The organism is Propionicimonas sp. T2.31MG-18 (assembly GCF_964266745.1).
Classification (GTDB): Bacteria; Actinomycetota; Actinomycetes; order Propionibacteriales; family Propionibacteriaceae; genus Propionicimonas.
This window is the reverse complement of sequence record NZ_CAXWGX010000029.1, coordinates 62,053-76,088: the sequence shown is the minus strand read 5'-3', so window position 1 is coordinate 76,088 and position 14,036 is coordinate 62,053. Positions and strand designations below refer to the sequence as shown.

General features: G+C 72.3%; 9 protein-coding genes. 2 read left to right on the top strand and 7 right to left on the bottom strand.

All coding sequences use genetic code 11. The features are described 5' to 3' along the window. Positions 1–2 precede the first annotated feature (2 nt). The 5 genes from ACFQQJ_RS16275 to ACFQQJ_RS16255 all read right to left on the bottom strand — a co-directional run bounded on the left by ACFQQJ_RS16275 (position 3) and on the right by ACFQQJ_RS16255 (position 11,599). A complete protein-coding gene (locus ACFQQJ_RS16275; protein WP_377108155.1) occupies positions 3–2,732 on the bottom strand; it encodes a sulfide/dihydroorotate dehydrogenase-like FAD/NAD-binding protein in 2,730 nt (909 codons plus the stop codon). Further along, positions 2,729–7,705 (bottom strand): 2-oxoacid:acceptor oxidoreductase family protein, encoded by a 4,977-nt coding sequence (locus ACFQQJ_RS16270; RefSeq protein ID WP_377108154.1) that lies wholly within the window; start codon positions 7,703–7,705, stop codon positions 2,729–2,731. Before ACFQQJ_RS16270 ends, ACFQQJ_RS16275 begins: the two co-directional genes overlap by 4 nt. Before the next feature lie 125 nt (positions 7,706–7,830). Then, complete coding sequence (locus tag ACFQQJ_RS16265; protein ID WP_377108152.1) at positions 7,831–9,087, bottom strand: MFS transporter; 1,257 nt, start codon at positions 9,085–9,087, stop codon at positions 7,831–7,833. Between the two features lie 747 nt (positions 9,088–9,834). Next, positions 9,835–10,521: a Crp/Fnr family transcriptional regulator gene (locus tag ACFQQJ_RS16260; RefSeq protein WP_377108150.1), complete on the bottom strand. Its 687-nt coding sequence runs from the start codon at positions 10,519–10,521 to the stop codon at positions 9,835–9,837. 70 nt (positions 10,522–10,591) lie between these two features. After that, the gene (locus ACFQQJ_RS16255; protein ID WP_377108149.1) at positions 10,592–11,599 is read right to left on the bottom strand and encodes an MDR family oxidoreductase; all 1,008 of its coding nucleotides are present in this window, start codon (positions 11,597–11,599) and stop codon (positions 10,592–10,594) included. Positions 11,600–11,720: 121 nt separating this feature from the next. On the opposite strand from ACFQQJ_RS16255, the gene ACFQQJ_RS16250 reads away from it, so the two are divergent. Together ACFQQJ_RS16250 and ACFQQJ_RS16245 are read left to right on the top strand one after the other, a co-directional pair. Continuing rightward, entirely contained in the window at positions 11,721–12,581 is an 861-nt protein-coding gene (locus ACFQQJ_RS16250) for a tyrosine-protein phosphatase (protein WP_377108148.1), read from the top strand. Between the two features lie 51 nt (positions 12,582–12,632). Continuing rightward, on the top strand, positions 12,633–12,908 hold the full coding sequence (locus tag ACFQQJ_RS16245) for a hypothetical protein (RefSeq protein WP_377108146.1): 276 nt from the start codon (positions 12,633–12,635) through the stop codon (positions 12,906–12,908). Between the two features lie 16 nt (positions 12,909–12,924). Here the strand turns inward: ACFQQJ_RS16245 and ACFQQJ_RS16240 are convergent, their stop codons facing one another. Beyond that, positions 12,925–13,308 carry a YbjQ family protein gene (locus ACFQQJ_RS16240; RefSeq protein ID WP_377108145.1) on the bottom strand — a complete coding sequence of 128 codons (384 nt, stop codon included), beginning with the start codon at positions 13,306–13,308 and terminating at the stop codon, positions 12,925–12,927. A 31-nt stretch (positions 13,309–13,339) separates the two neighbouring features. After that, positions 13,340–13,981, bottom strand: coding sequence for a DUF4203 domain-containing protein (locus ACFQQJ_RS16235; RefSeq protein ID WP_377108143.1), 642 nt, complete (start codon positions 13,979–13,981; stop codon positions 13,340–13,342). Positions 13,982–14,036 lie beyond the last annotated feature (55 nt).

Genomic DNA, 14,036 nt, shown 5'->3' with positions numbered 1-14,036 from the left:
TGTCACAGCCCGTGGCGCGAGCGGCTCTCCTGCTCCTGGGCGCGGAACAGCCCGAACCGGGGCAGGAACTTGTCCCAGTCGATGCTGTGGGCGTCGATCTCCGGGCCGTCGATGCAGGCGTGCCTGCGCACCAGCTTCCCGTCCTCGGTGACCGGCACCATGCAGGCGCCGCACATGCCCGTGGCGTCCACCATGATCGAGTTCAGGCTCGCCACGCAGTGCACGTCGTAGGGACGGGTGAGGTCGGAGACCGACCGCATCATCATCGGCGGCCCGATCGTCACCACCTCGGCGATGCGGCGGCCCGCCCCGTCGCGGGCGGCGTTGAGCAGGGCCTCCAGCGGGGTGGTGACGAACCCCTGGACGCCGACGGAGCCGTCGTTCGTGGCGTAGATCACCTCGAGCTGGTCGCCGAACTCGGCCTTGATGCGCCCGATCCGCTCTTCGGGGCCGTCCCAGAACATCAGGTCGGCGCTGCGGAAGCCGGAGATCAGCGTCACGTGGTTCCCCAGCCGCAGGTGCTCACGCATGATCGGGTACACCGGGGGCAGGCCGAGCCCGCCGGCGGTGAAGACCACGGTGGCGTCGTCGGCGTGGCGGTGCAGGTCGCTGGGACGCCCCAGGGGCCCGGCCACGCCGGCAAGCGCCTCGCCCACCCGCATCGCGTTGATCTGGATCGTGCTGGTGCCCATGTTCTGCACCACCAGGGTGATCGTGCCCGCCTTGGCGTCCCAGTCGGCCAGGGTGAGCGGGATCAGCTCCCCGTCCGGCGAGGGCAGGACGCGGACGAACTGCCCGGCCTGCGCGGTGCGCGCCACCACCGGTGCGCGGACGGTGAACTCCTCGATGCCCACGCTCAGGTGCTGCTTGGCCACGATCACGGGGATCTCCCCGGCCAGCTCGGTGTAGGCCAGGGCGCGGGCCACCCGCGCGGTGACCTCCTCCGCCTCGAACCGGGCGAGGGTGCGGACGATCTCGCGTGCGGCCGACTGGCCGTCCCCGGCAGCCCGGATGGCGGTGGAACCGCCGCGCGCGGCGTCCCCACCGGTGTAGACGCCGGGCAGCGAGGTCTCCTTCGAGCCGTCGCCGACCTGCTCGATCGTGCCCTGCGCAGAGACCGTCAGGCGGGGCTCGGAGTCCTTGATGATCGGGTTCGCGGAGTTGCCCAGCGCCATGATCACCAGGTCGGCGGGCATCTCCGCGGTCCGGCCGGTGGCGATCGGACGGCGCCGCCCGGACGCGTCCGGCTCACCGAGCCCCATCACCTCGACGGTCGCCGTGGTGACGAACCCGGTCTCGTCCCCGCTGAACTCCACCGGTGAACGCAGGACGGCGAGTTCGATGCCCTCCTCCAGCGCGTGCTCCAGTTCCTCCACGCGGGCCGGCATCTCCGCCCTCGTCCGCCGGTAGACGATCGTGACGAGGCCGCCGAGCCGGCGGGCGGTGCGCGCGGCGTCCATCGCCGTGTTGCCGCCGCCGATGATCAGCACCTGCTTGCCGGCCACCGTGGGCAGCGGCGTCTCGTGGTCGCCGCGGTGGCCCTGCATCAGGTTGACCCGGGTGAGGAACTCGTTCGCGCTCATCACGTTCAGCAGGTGCTCGCCGGGCACGTTCAGGAATCGCGGCAGCCCGGCGCCGCTGCCGACGAACACCCGGGCGAAGCCGGCGTCGGCGAGCTGCTCCAGCGTCGCGGTCTTGCCCACCACGAAGTTGGTCACGAACCGGCCGCCGAGCAGCCGGATCTTCTCCACCACGTCGTCGATGAGCTGGTTCGGCAGCCGGAACTCCGGGATGCCGTAGCGCAACACACCGCCCAGTTCGTGGAACGCCTCGAACACGGTGACCGGGAAGCCCTCCGCGGCCAGGAGGTACGCGGTGATCAGCCCGGACGGTCCCGAGCCGACGATCGCGATCGGGGGACGCACGGCCGCCGCCCACGGGTCGCGGATGCCCGCGAAGCGGCGGGTGGTGGCCTGCGGGTCGGCGAGCTTCTCCCACTCGGGAAGGAACCACTCCAGCTGGCCGATGGTCATCGACTGCTTGTGGATGCACATGCCCTGGCACTGGAGTTCCTGCGGGCAGACCCGTCCCGTGACGTTGGGCAGCGGGTTGCACGACTCGAGCATCTCCAGCGCCTCGCGGAACCGGCCGGTGCCGATCAGCTCGAACATCTTCGGGATGTGGATCTGCACGGGGCAGCCGCCCTGGGGCTCCCGGTGCCCGGCCAGCAGGACGCCGAGCTCGCACGGCGCCTCGGCGCACTGCTTGTCGCGCAGCGCCTCCAGCCACACGAACAGCTCGACGTCACGACGGGTGAAGCCGAGGTCCATGTAGCCCAGGAACCCCTTGTTGACGAGCTCGAAGTCCTCGCTGCGCTCGCTCGGCTTGCGGATGTAGGGGCTGATCGCATTGCCCGCCGGCCAGTTCTCGCTGAGGCCGGAGAACATCGGGTAGCGCCCGGACAGGTGCTCGTCGAGCGCCCGTACGAACATCCGCTTCTTGCCCAGCGGGAGCTGCCAGAGGAACCGCATCAGCAGCCGGCTGGAGTCGTCGTCGCGGCTGAGCACCTCCCACAGCTGCCGGGTGAACTTCGCGCCGAGCTCCTCCTGGCGGAACTCCCACGCGACGGCCTCCATGCCGTCGGCGGTGAACAGCTCGCGGAACGCCCGCGGGTCGGCGACGAGCCGGCGCTCCAGCAGGCCCAGCTGGTTGCTGAACGACGGCCCGGTCACTGGATGATCTCCGCGTCGCAGGTGTTCTTGACCCGGGTGATCCGCGCGACGGTGTCCGCCGTCAGCTCCAGGCCCTCGAGGGCGTCCGGCCGCATCCTGCCGACGGTGCGCGAGGCCCCGTCCACCACGATGGTGGCCTTCTCGAACAGCGATGGCAGCTCCTGGTAGCAGGTCGCGCAGTCGTTGCACTTGGCCAGGTCGGCCGCATCCAGCCAGATCGGACGGTCGCCGACGGCGGTGGCCGTCGCGGCCGGCTCCTCGGTGGCGGGCGCCGCCATCGGGGCTCCGAAGAGTCCCAGGTGCAGCGCGCCGCCGGCCGGCGCCCCGCTCGCGGTGGCCAGGTCCGCCATCGCCTTGGCGATGGTGTCGAGGGCGTTCTCGCGGGAGGCGAGGGCGTCGCTGTACCGGGCCGTCCACTCACCGAGCTCGGAGCGGTGCTGCGCCGAGAGCAGGGCCTCGGACTGGCCGGCGAGGAACTGCAGCGTCCGCCAGTTCTGGCGACGGTCCTCGACGAGGGCGACGATCGTGGGCGAGCAGGCCATCTTCACCAGCCGTCGCTTGCGGTCGGTGGTGTAGACGAAGGGCGTGCGGCCCGCCCGCTGGTGCACCGGCAGGTCGACGTACTCGGCGATGGGCACGGCGCCCGCCTCCTCGTAGTTGGCCAGCCAGCGGAACTGCTTGGCGAAACGCACCTCGCCGATGGCGAAGTCGGCCGGGGTCAGCGGCACGGTGAGCAGCTGGAGCCGCCCCCGGTCGTCGCGGTAGGTGAGGGTCGTCTCCGCCCACAGCCCCTCCGGCTCGGGGTTGCCGTCGAGGCTGAACCGCTCGGCGATGGTGTCGCCGCGCCGCGGGTCGTGGACGAACAGCGGGTGCATGCGGCTCTCGACGGCGAGCCGCGACCGCGCGTTGGCGAGGTCCTCGGGCATGCCGTTCTCGGTGTCGCAGGGCGCGTAGGCGATCATCAGCGCAGCCCCGTCGTTGTACGCGAGCAGGTCGGCGGTGGCGCGCAGGTAGTGGCCGTGGAACGCCGTCGCGGTCGCGCAGGCGTACACCCCGGGGTGGAACGCGGCCAGCAGGCCGAGCTCCTTGCGGCGCTCCTGCTTGCCCGCGTGGGCGCTCCCGTGGCGGGCGAGGTCAGCATCCTGGCCGGCGAAGCTCGCAGTGGAGGCCTGGCCGCCGGTGTTGGAGTAGCCACCGGTGTCGAGCACGAGCGACTTGATCGGCGTGCCGCCGGCGAGCACCCGCGAGAGGGCGCCGAAGCCGATGTCGAACGCCGCGCCGTCGCCGCTGATGGTGAGCACCACCGGGATCAGCGACCGCTCGGCAGGGGTGAAGTCACGCCAGGACAACGTGGCCAGCTGGGCGTCGTGTAGTTCGCTGTCGTACGCACCGTCCAGCTCGAGCTGGGCGATCCGCAGCGCGCGGATCTCGCCGACCAGTCCGGACGCCAGGCCCTCGTACATGCCGACGGCCAGCGGTTGCGCGTCCTGGAACAGCCCGTTCACCCACGGGTCGAGGTACGGCGAGAACGGCACGGTCGAGGCGTACACGCTGGAGCACCCGGTCGAGTTCGCCATCACCGTCGACGACGGCCCGTCCCCGGTCGGACCGGACTCGTAGAGGTAGAGCCGGCGCTCGAGCTCGGCCATCGTTGCGCCGACGCGCTCCCTGCGCGGACCCTCCGGCAGCCGTTCGCGCAGGGTGCCGAGCCGGTCGAGGATCTCGTCCAGCTCGCGCAGGTGCGCCTGCCGCCGGTCCTCGCCGATGCGGTGGCTGAGGGAGTTGAGCAGGTGGATGGCGGTCACCTCGCCGCAGCCCCGGCACGCGCCGTGGCCGCCGGTCATCGAGTAGTAGTCGGAGCGGTTGAGCAGGATCCGCTTGATGTCGCCGCCCGGTGCGGTGGCGTCGGCGGTGAGGCGTGCCGGCGAGTCGGGCAGCTTCGTGAGCCGCTCGAACCGGGTCTCCAGCATCGACAACAGCACGTCGTCCTGGTCGGCGGTGGACAGGGCGTCCGGCCCGCACACCTCGATGCACTGCAGGCACCCGGTGCACTTCCAGGGGTCGACGACCGCGGAGAACAGTACCCCGCTGCCCGGCTCCTGCTTCTCCGCCGCGTCGAACAGCGGGCGCGTCCGCGCCACCGGGAAGGCGGCAAGGGCGGTCAGCACGGCGTCGAGCTGGGCGGCCTTCTCCTCCGGCAGCACGGACGCGGCCTCGCGGGCGACGGCGGCCAGGTCGGTGGTCGCCGGCACCGCCCGGAACCCCGCGCGGACGCCGGCCGCCCAGTCCGGCACCAGCCCGTACCACGAGGCCCGGTCGGCCTCGGTGAGGTCGGTGGCGTCGATGGCGGCACCGAGCAGGTCGGAGATCTCGTGGCCGGTGTTGGGGATCGCGTTGTCCGGGCAGGCCAGCGCGCACTCCATGCACGCCGTGCAGGCGGAGGCGTCGAAGACCGGCACCGTCCGCCGGAAGATGCCCTTGTTCTTGGCCGCGCCCGTGCCCACGGGCATGAACAGGCCGGTGCCGGGCAGCACCGGGGCCTCGTCGATGGTGCCCTCCCGGAACGGTCGGGCCATCATCTCCTCGTAGTAGGCCGGGTCGAACAGCGCGCTGGTGCGCTCCCGGTCGACGGTCGGCGTCATCGCCGCCGACAGCGAGGCGCGGACGCCGGCGAGCACCGGGTCGGCCTCCACGGCGGCGAAGGCCGGGTCGTCGTACTCGACGACGAAGGCCTTCATGCCCTCGCGGACGACCGCCATGTTGGCCTCGATGACCGTCTCGCCCCGCCGGCCGAATTTCTTGGCCAGCTCTGCCCGCACCTCGGCCTCGACCGCTGCGGCGTCACGGGCCCCGGTGACGTGGCCCAGGATGGCGCCGATGAAGGCGATGCCCATCATGCGGGTCTCGAGCTCGGGGTTCGGCGCGTGGGCCCGGGCGATCGCGAAGGCGTCCACGACCAGGAAGCGGATCCGGCGCTCGCGGATCACCCTCCGGGCGAAGGCTGGCAGCGTCCGCCAGACCTCGAGCGGCTCCCGGTCGGACTGCATGATCAGGGTGCCGCCCTCGACGAGGCCCTTGAGCGGGTTGGTGTGGGAGAACACCTGGTGGTCGGGGGCCACCACGACCTCGACGTCCTCGAGCTCGGCGTTGGTGAGCAGGATCGGCTCGGGGGAGAGGGTGATGTAGTAGTTGGTCGCAGCCCCCGACTTCTCCGACCCGTACTTGGGCGCCGACTTCGAGTGCATGCCGAGCATCGACGACAGCACGTCGGTGAGCAGCTTGCCGGTGGCGACCGTGCCGTAGCCGCCCACAGAGTGGAAGCGGATGCGCAGGGCGCCGTCGGGGAGGATCGCCGGGTTCGGCCGGGTCTCCAGCGCCATCAGCTCGGTCTCGGGGTACGCCGCGCGCAGCCGTGACTGGATCGCCGCCACCGCGGGGGTGGGGTTCGCGGTGAAGAACTGCGAGCCGAGGTACACCAGCGGGGTCGGCTGCGCCGAGGCCATGTTCTCGAAGGCGGACACCAGGTAGCGCGGCTGGATGTCGTGGCCGCCGAGGCCGAAGATCGCGGTGGTCATCGCGGGCAGTGCCGCCATGCCGGGGATGCCCGGGTAGCGGGTGTCGTCGCCGGCCTCGGCGTTGGCGCGGGCCTTGAACAGGGCCTGGGTGACCAGGCGGGTGAGCGCGGTGTCGTCGGACCGCTCCAGCACGGTGACGGCCCGCGCGTTGCCGAGCGCCGCGACGAGTTCGGCCTCCGGGAACGGCTGGAGGAGCTTGACCGACACCACGCCGACCTTGAGCCCCTGGGCGCGCAGGTGCGGCAGGACGGCGCGGACGTCGTCGGTGATCGAGCCGAGGCCGACCATCACGTAGTCGGCGTCCTCGCAGTCGTAGGCGATCACCGGGGCGTACTCGCGTCCGGTGAGGGCGGTGTACTCGGCCATCGCCTGGCGCGCCAGGGCGGGCACGGCGCTGGCGAAGTGGGTGCGGTGGTCGGCCGACCCCGCCTGGAAGTCGGGCTGGTTCTGCACCGGCCCGGTGAGGCCCGGGTTGTGCGGGTCGACGAGGGCGGGGACGAGCTGGCGGGTGCCCGCCGGCCACGCGTTGAGCCACTGCCGGCGCCACTGCGCCTGGAGCGGGGCGGGCACGTGGTCGAGGGTCTGCTCGACCAGCTCGCCGTCGTTGTCGGCCTCGACCCGCGGGCCGCGGGCGGACAGCCAGCCGCGGAGGGCGGCCAGGTCGTCGGCGGGGAAGTCGTCGGCGTGCCGGTCGAGATAGCGCTGGAGCTGGAACACCCGGCCCTTGGCGCCGAAGAGCAGTTCCTGGGCGACGGTGGGGCACGGGATCCGTCCGGCGGGGTCGCCGAGGTAGGTGCGCAGCAGTTCGGGCTCGGGCAGCAGGGCCTCGCCCATCACGTGGCTGGTGGCGAAGCCGTCCATGGCGTTGGCCACGGGGATCAGCGACAGCGAAGCGGTGCGGTAGGAGATGGCCGCGAGGTCGGCGGCCTCCTGCGCGTTGGAGCCGAACATGATGGTGTAGCCCGTCGGCAGGAGGGCGTACACGTCGTCGTGGCCAGCCATCACGTTGAGCGAGTGCTTGGTGACCACGCGCGCGGCCACCTGCAGCACGAAGCCGCCGATCTTCTTGCCCACGGTCACGTAGTGCGACTCGAGGCCGTACAGGATCCCCTGGCTGGAGGAGGCGTTCGAGATGAAGTTGCCGCCGACCAGAGCGGCACCGAGGGCGCCGCTCTGGGCGGAGTGCTCACCCTCGGTCTCGACGAAGAAGGGGTGGCGACCCCAGACGTTGAGCTGGCCGTCGGCGCGGGCGGCCTCGAAGATCTCGGAGATCTCGGTGGACGGGGTGATCGGGTAGCCGATCACCCCGCCACAGACGTGCTTCATGACATAGGCGACGGCCCCGTTGCCGTTGATCACGTCGGGGACGCCGGGGAAGCGGACGGTATTCGCGGACATGCACACTCTTCCTTGAGTCGGGCTCGGCCGCCGGAGCGCCCCTGATCCGTCAATGGGCAGGTGTGCCACCGCAGCACGAGACACCATTCTCTCCCCAGAACAAACCCCCGGGGGCATGAACCGCGTTATTCGAAGACGGTGTCCCGGTCGCTGTCGGGGGCGTCGGTCGCCGCCACCAGGCCCTCGGCCCGACGGACGGACGCCCACGAGGCGAGGGCGATCACCGCGGCCAGCGCGGCGAAGGCGGTCACGGTGGCGAAGCCGACGGCGTAGCCGTGGCCGTCGATCAGGCCACCGGCGAGGCTCGAGCCGGTCGCCGCCCCGATGCCGATGCCCGTGCCCATCCAGGCCAGCCCCTCGGTCAGCCGCTCGCGCAGCACCAGCCGTCCGATGAGGGTGTTGCCGTTGATCAGGGTCGGCGCGACGGTGAGCCCGACGAGTACGCCGACACCGGTGAGCAGCAGCACGGAGCTGGCGACGAACAGCCCGACCGTCGAGACGAACAGGGCGACGACGCCCACGACGAAGCGTCCGTGCAACGGCGAGTGCCAGTGGCGTGCCCCGTAGAACAGGCCCGCAGCTCCCGAAGCGGCCGAGAACACCGCCAGCACGATGCCCGAGGCCGACCGGACGCCCCAGTCGGTCGTGGCGGCGACGACGCTGACGTCGATGGCACCGAAGACGCAGCCGATCAGCAGGTTCACGGCGACCACGGCCGCGACGCCGGGGGTGAGCAGGATGAACCGCCGCAGCGCCGCCGGCCTGGCCTCGCCGGGCTCAGGGGCGGGGGCGACGGGCGGCTCGGTACTGCGCTGGGCGTAGAACAGGCGGGCGCCGATCAGCGAGAGGACGACCGGCGCGACGAGGCCGGCGGCCGGGTGCACCCCCGTCGACAGGGCGGTGGCCAGCACCGGACCGACGACGAAGGTGAGCTCGTCCAGCGTCGACTCCAGCGAGAAGGCCGCGTGCAGCTGGGTCGGGTCGGAGGTGACGTGCGTCCAGCGGGCCCGGACGAGGGCGCCGGGAGAGCCGCCCGTCGCGCCGCTGACGATGGCGGGCGCGAACAGCGTCCACGCCGGCAACTGGAGCACGGCGAGCACCACCAGCACGGCGAGCGTCGCCGCGGAGACCACGGTGGCGGGGTACATCACGCGGCGCTGGCCGTACCGGTCGACGAGGTTGGACAACACGGCGGTCCCCACGGCCCAGGAGACGGCGTTCGCCGCCACCAGTGCCCCGGCCAGCCCGTAGCTGCCGTAGAGGGAGGAGACCATCAGCACGATCCCCAGGCCCATCATCGCCCCGCCCGAACGGGCGAGGAGGCCCGCGGCGCAGAACTTCAGCGCACCCGGGATGCTGAGGATCTCCCGGTACGCGCGCACCCGAGGAGTCTCGCACAGGATGGAAGCGGTCCCAGCACCGGGACGAGCGCCGGCACCGGCCGGCGGTCGTGGCAAGGCCGGAGTCACAGGGGTCCAGGGTGACTCCGGCCTTTTCAGGTCGGCTGCCTCCCAATTCGGCACGCCGGCCAGTGCGCCACCGGTGTTCTGGCGGGAACCCCAAGCGAGGTCAGGCCGGGCGGAATCGGCCTTTCCGAACACGGTGGGGGAACGCGCGGTGCGGGACCGCGGCATCCTCCGCGGCGACCCTCTCACACCGGCGGTCGCGGCGCGCGCCGTGCGGGGCGAGTTGGTCAGTTGCTTGGTCAATCGATTGGTACACAGACCGCTGCGCGGGTGCTCCGGGGGCCGCTCCTGCGGCCGGGGGAGGCTGGTGGCGGCCGGCCTCCTGGCTGGTTGGGCAGTGAAGGCCGGGATCAGGGAGGGTGGTGATCCCGGCCTCAGGGGCCCATGAGCGGGGGGTACTCATCCGACTGCTATGGGTCGTGCCGCCGCGTGCCGTCCTAGGGGGAGACGACCCGGGTGCGAGGGGTTGCGCCCGGTGCGACCTATCACTGCGCTGGAACCAGGAGCGACCTGCTTCCGTGGAACAGCCTCGTACCCTCCGGGGTCGCCGTCGAGAGGTGGCGAAGGTGTTGGTGCAGCGGATGGTGCACCAGGGCCTTCCCCTTTGGTCAGTCCTTTCACCCCCCGGCAGCTCTCGCCGCCGAAAGCGCCTGTGGACGCGGGTCAGTCCGACTCGACGGCTCCGGCCTCCACGCGCTTGGCGATGCGTCCCAGCGCCACGTCGGTGACGTTGAGGAAGCAGGCGAGCTCCCGCCGGCTGATCCGCGCGATCAGGTCCGGGTGGTTGGCGAGGAGGTCCCGGTAGCGCTGCTCGGCGGAGTTGCGCAGGGCCGCGGCGTCGGCCTGGAGGCTGATCGCGTACAGCGTCGTGACGGCGTTGCTCATCCGGGACCAGGAGGGGTGCCGGCCGGCCAGGCGGTCGATGATCCGCACGTCGAACCGGTGGACGAGGGTCGGCTCGATCGCCACCATCGTGTGGATGGTCACCCCGGCCAGTGCCGCGCCGAGCTCCTCCGCCCTCGGGTGCAGGTGCCGGGCGGCGACCAGCCGGACGCCCTCCGGCGCGAGCGCCGGCATCGAGGCGAAGATCTCGCCCTCCTCGGAGAAGAAGGGGATGATCGTGCGGCCGCGCGCGTTGGTCATCAGGGCCTTCAGCAGGCCCTCCTCGAGGTAGTACACGTACGGGTGGCGCTCGCCGGCGGAGAAGAGCACGTCGCCGGGGTCGAGGTGCACGCTGTGCATCGTCCGCGCGAACGCGTCCCACTCCGGCAGTTCCGAGGCGGCGTACGCCTCGAGCAGCAGTCGCAGGCTGCGCAGCGTGTGGCCGCTGGCGACGCTCGACCGGATCACCGCACCTCCCGACTCAGCGACAGGTTATGCGATCCCGACCCGGTGGCGCAGGCTTTGCGCGTGCCCCCGCTCAGGCGCGGACGTCGACCACGATCCGGCCGTGCGTGCGCCCGGCCAGCAGCCGGCCGGCGGCGTCGATCGCCCCGGTGAGCGGGACGGTCTCGGTGAGTGCGTCGAGCAGCGCCGGGTCGATGTCGCGGGCCAGGCGCGCCCAGGCTGCCTCCCGCGCCGGCAGGGACGCCGAGACCGAGTCCACCCCGGCGAGGGTGACCGCCCGCAGGATGAACGGCACGACGCTCGCGGGCAGGGAGGCCGAGCCCGCGAGGCCGCACGCCGTCACCGTCCCGCCGTAGCGGGTCTGGGACAGCACGTTGGCGAGCACCTCCCCGCCCACGGAGTCGACGGCCGCGGACCAGCGCTGCGACTGGAGCGGACGGCCCGGGCCCTCCAGCTCCGCCCGTGCCACCAGGCTGGTGGCCCCCAGCCCGCGGAGGTAGTCCCCGTAGCGGTCGGCCCGTCCGGTGAGCGCGGCCACGTGGTGCCCGGCCGCGGCCAGCAGCGCGATGGCGATCGAGCCGACGCCTCCGGTGGCGCCGGTGACGAGGACCGGCTGCTCGGGCGTGGTCGCCAGGCCCGCATCCTCCAGGCGCAGGACGCAGAGCGCCGCGGTGTAGCCCGCCGTGCCGAGCGCCGCGGCGCGCGCGGGCGTGAGCCCCTCCGGCAGCCGGACGAGGTTCCCCGCCGCCACGCGGGCGACCTCTGCGAGCCCGCCGTCGACGGTCTCCGACAGCCCGGTCCCGTTGAGCACCACGGTGTCGCCCGCCGCCCACCGGACGTCCTCGGAGGCCCGCACGGTGCCCACGAGGTCGATGCCGGCGACCAGGGGCGTGCGGCGGACCACCCCGGGTCGGCCGGTGAGTGCGAGGGCGTCCTTGTAGTTGATCCCGGAGAAGGCGACGTCGACCAGCACCGGGCCGGCCTCGGGCCCCGGCTCGGGGAGCTCCTCCACCGCTGCGGTGTTCATCAGCTCTGTGCCGTCGGCGGGCTCGGCTCGGCGGATCACGATCGCGCGGGGCATGGGGGTCTCCTCCTCGGTGTACGGCCTCCCATCATGGCCGGTCCCGACCCCGGTACCCCAATCAGGTCCCGTCCGGACGCCATCCCCACCGCGACGGGCCTCCGGAGCGTATCGTTCTCGCGTGAAGCGCTCCTGGTGGCTGCTGGTCCTGGCCCTCCTCGCCGGGCTGCTCGGCCCCGTCCCCTCCGCTGTGGCCCTCGCCCCCCGGCCGCTGGCCGATCCCGCCGCCGCGGGCACGATCCCGATCGTCGGCGCGAGCAACTTCCGCGACGTCGCCGGCGACGGCCTGGCCCTGAGGGGCGGGGGGCAGATGGCCACGGGCGTGGTCTACCGGTCCTCGAAGCTCTCCGGCCTGACCGCGGACGACGTCGCGGCGCTGGAGGCCGCCGGGATCACCGCGATCCTCGACCTGCGCACTCCCCGCGTGGCGGCCGGATCGCCCGACGTCCCCGTGCCCGGGGCGGAGTACGTGCTCATGGACCTCTTCGCCGGCCGGTCGCTGAGCACGTCCGGGCTGCGCACCGCCGCGCAGGCGCGGGCCCACATGCGGGAGATGAACCGGCGGTTCGTCACGGTGGCGGCCCAGCGTCGCGCGCTGGCCCGCGTGCTGCGCGCGATCATCGCCGCCGACGGCCCGGTGGTGATCCACTGCACCCACGGCAAGGACCGCACCGGCTGGGTGTCGGCCATGCTCCAGGTCGTCGCGGGGGTGCCCACCGACACGATCGTCGAGCAGTACCTGCTCTCGAACACCTACCGGGCAGCCGAGATCCAGCGGAAGGTGGACGCCGCGCGCGCCGCGTCCGGCAGCCGGCGGGCCGGGGTGGTGAAGGAGCTCGAACGGCTCCGCGCCTCCTACCTCGAGGCCGGGCTGGCGACCGCCCGCCATCGCTACGGCTCGGTGCACCGTTACCTGACGCGCGGCGTGGGGCTCAGCGCCGATGAGCTCGCCGCGCTGCGGGCCAGGCTCGTCGTCGGCTGAGGACGCCCGCCCGGCGTGGGCCGGGGGCTCCCGAGCGGCTAGGCTGCGCGCGTGGAGGATCCGAAGCGGCAGGCATGGATGTACGTGGTCGTGGGACCCCTGGCGATCATCGCCGGGATCTACTTCCTGATGACGACCAGCGGGACGACCGGCGACTTCAGCCTGCTCGACTGGGCGATCATCGGCATGGGCGTCGTCGCGACCTACCGCGGCGTGAAGGGCTTCCTCGACATCCGGCGTGGTGACGCGCCGCCGGCCGAGCCGGGGGAGTCCGCAACCTTCCGGCGCAAGCTGCCGCCGCCGGAGGGGCCCAAGGCCAAGGGCTGAGCAGGCGGTCGCGGGCTCAGCGCTGCGCGGCCTGGGCGGCGACGCCGGCCGACTGCCTGGTCGCGCCCGGCTGGCCCTGGGGGATCGGCTCGACCACGACCGCCGTCCCGTAGGCGCACACCTCCGAGAAGGCCTGGCCGATCTCGCCGGTGTCGAAGCGCATCATCACGATGGCGTTCGCGCCGCGTGACACGGCGTCCTGCCACATCCGCTGCATGACCTGCTGCCGGCTCTCGTAGACGAGGCGGGTGTACTCGTCGACCTCTCCGCCACCGATGGCCCGGAAGCCGGCGATGATGTTCGCGCCGATGTTGGCGCTGCGGACGGTCATCCCCATGACCTCCCCCAGCACGGCCTCGATCCGGTACCCCGGCACGTCGTTCGTGGTCACGATCAGCATGGCGCCGATCCTAGGGGGTCGGCAGCGGGCGTCAGGCGCGCTTGTACGCGTCGCGCAGGTTGTCCTCCGACTGCTGGCGGAATTGCACGAACATGCCCGCACCCGCGAGCACGACGAAGGCGACCGTCCACGCCGCGTGGATCGTCGGGTCGGTCTTCCAGCCCATCTGGCTGAACCAGTCCAGCCGCTGGCCTATCAGCGACTGGACGCCGTCCAGGATCGCGCCCGCCCCGACGACGGCGGTCAGGACGACGAGCAGCACCTTGGGCAGGTTGAGCGTCCAGCCGACCATGACCAGTCCGGCCGCGACCACCAGGCCCATCCCGAACGTCATCCACGAGGGCATGTTGAAGGTGGCCGAGAGGAACTGCCCCAGCGCCCAGCCGACCGCCCCCATCGAGATGAGCACGCCGACGGCGTAGAAGGCGAAGGACAGCCAGGCCAGGAGCAGGGCCATCCCGATCGCGTACGCCCACCACGGGACGGCGGCGAACACCTGGCCCTCGACCCTGGGCAGCAGCACGACGTAGAGCAGGCTCCCGGCGAAGAACCCGACGAGCGCGCCCCAGACCGCGAGGACAACCCTGGCGGCGGAGTGCCCGATGAAACAGAAAACCAGGCCCAGGCCGATTTCGGCCACCCCTACCCAGACCTGGTCCAATGCCTGAACCATGTGGCGAGGGTACCGGCCGCCGGGCACAACGCGTACGGAATTCGACATCCCGGGG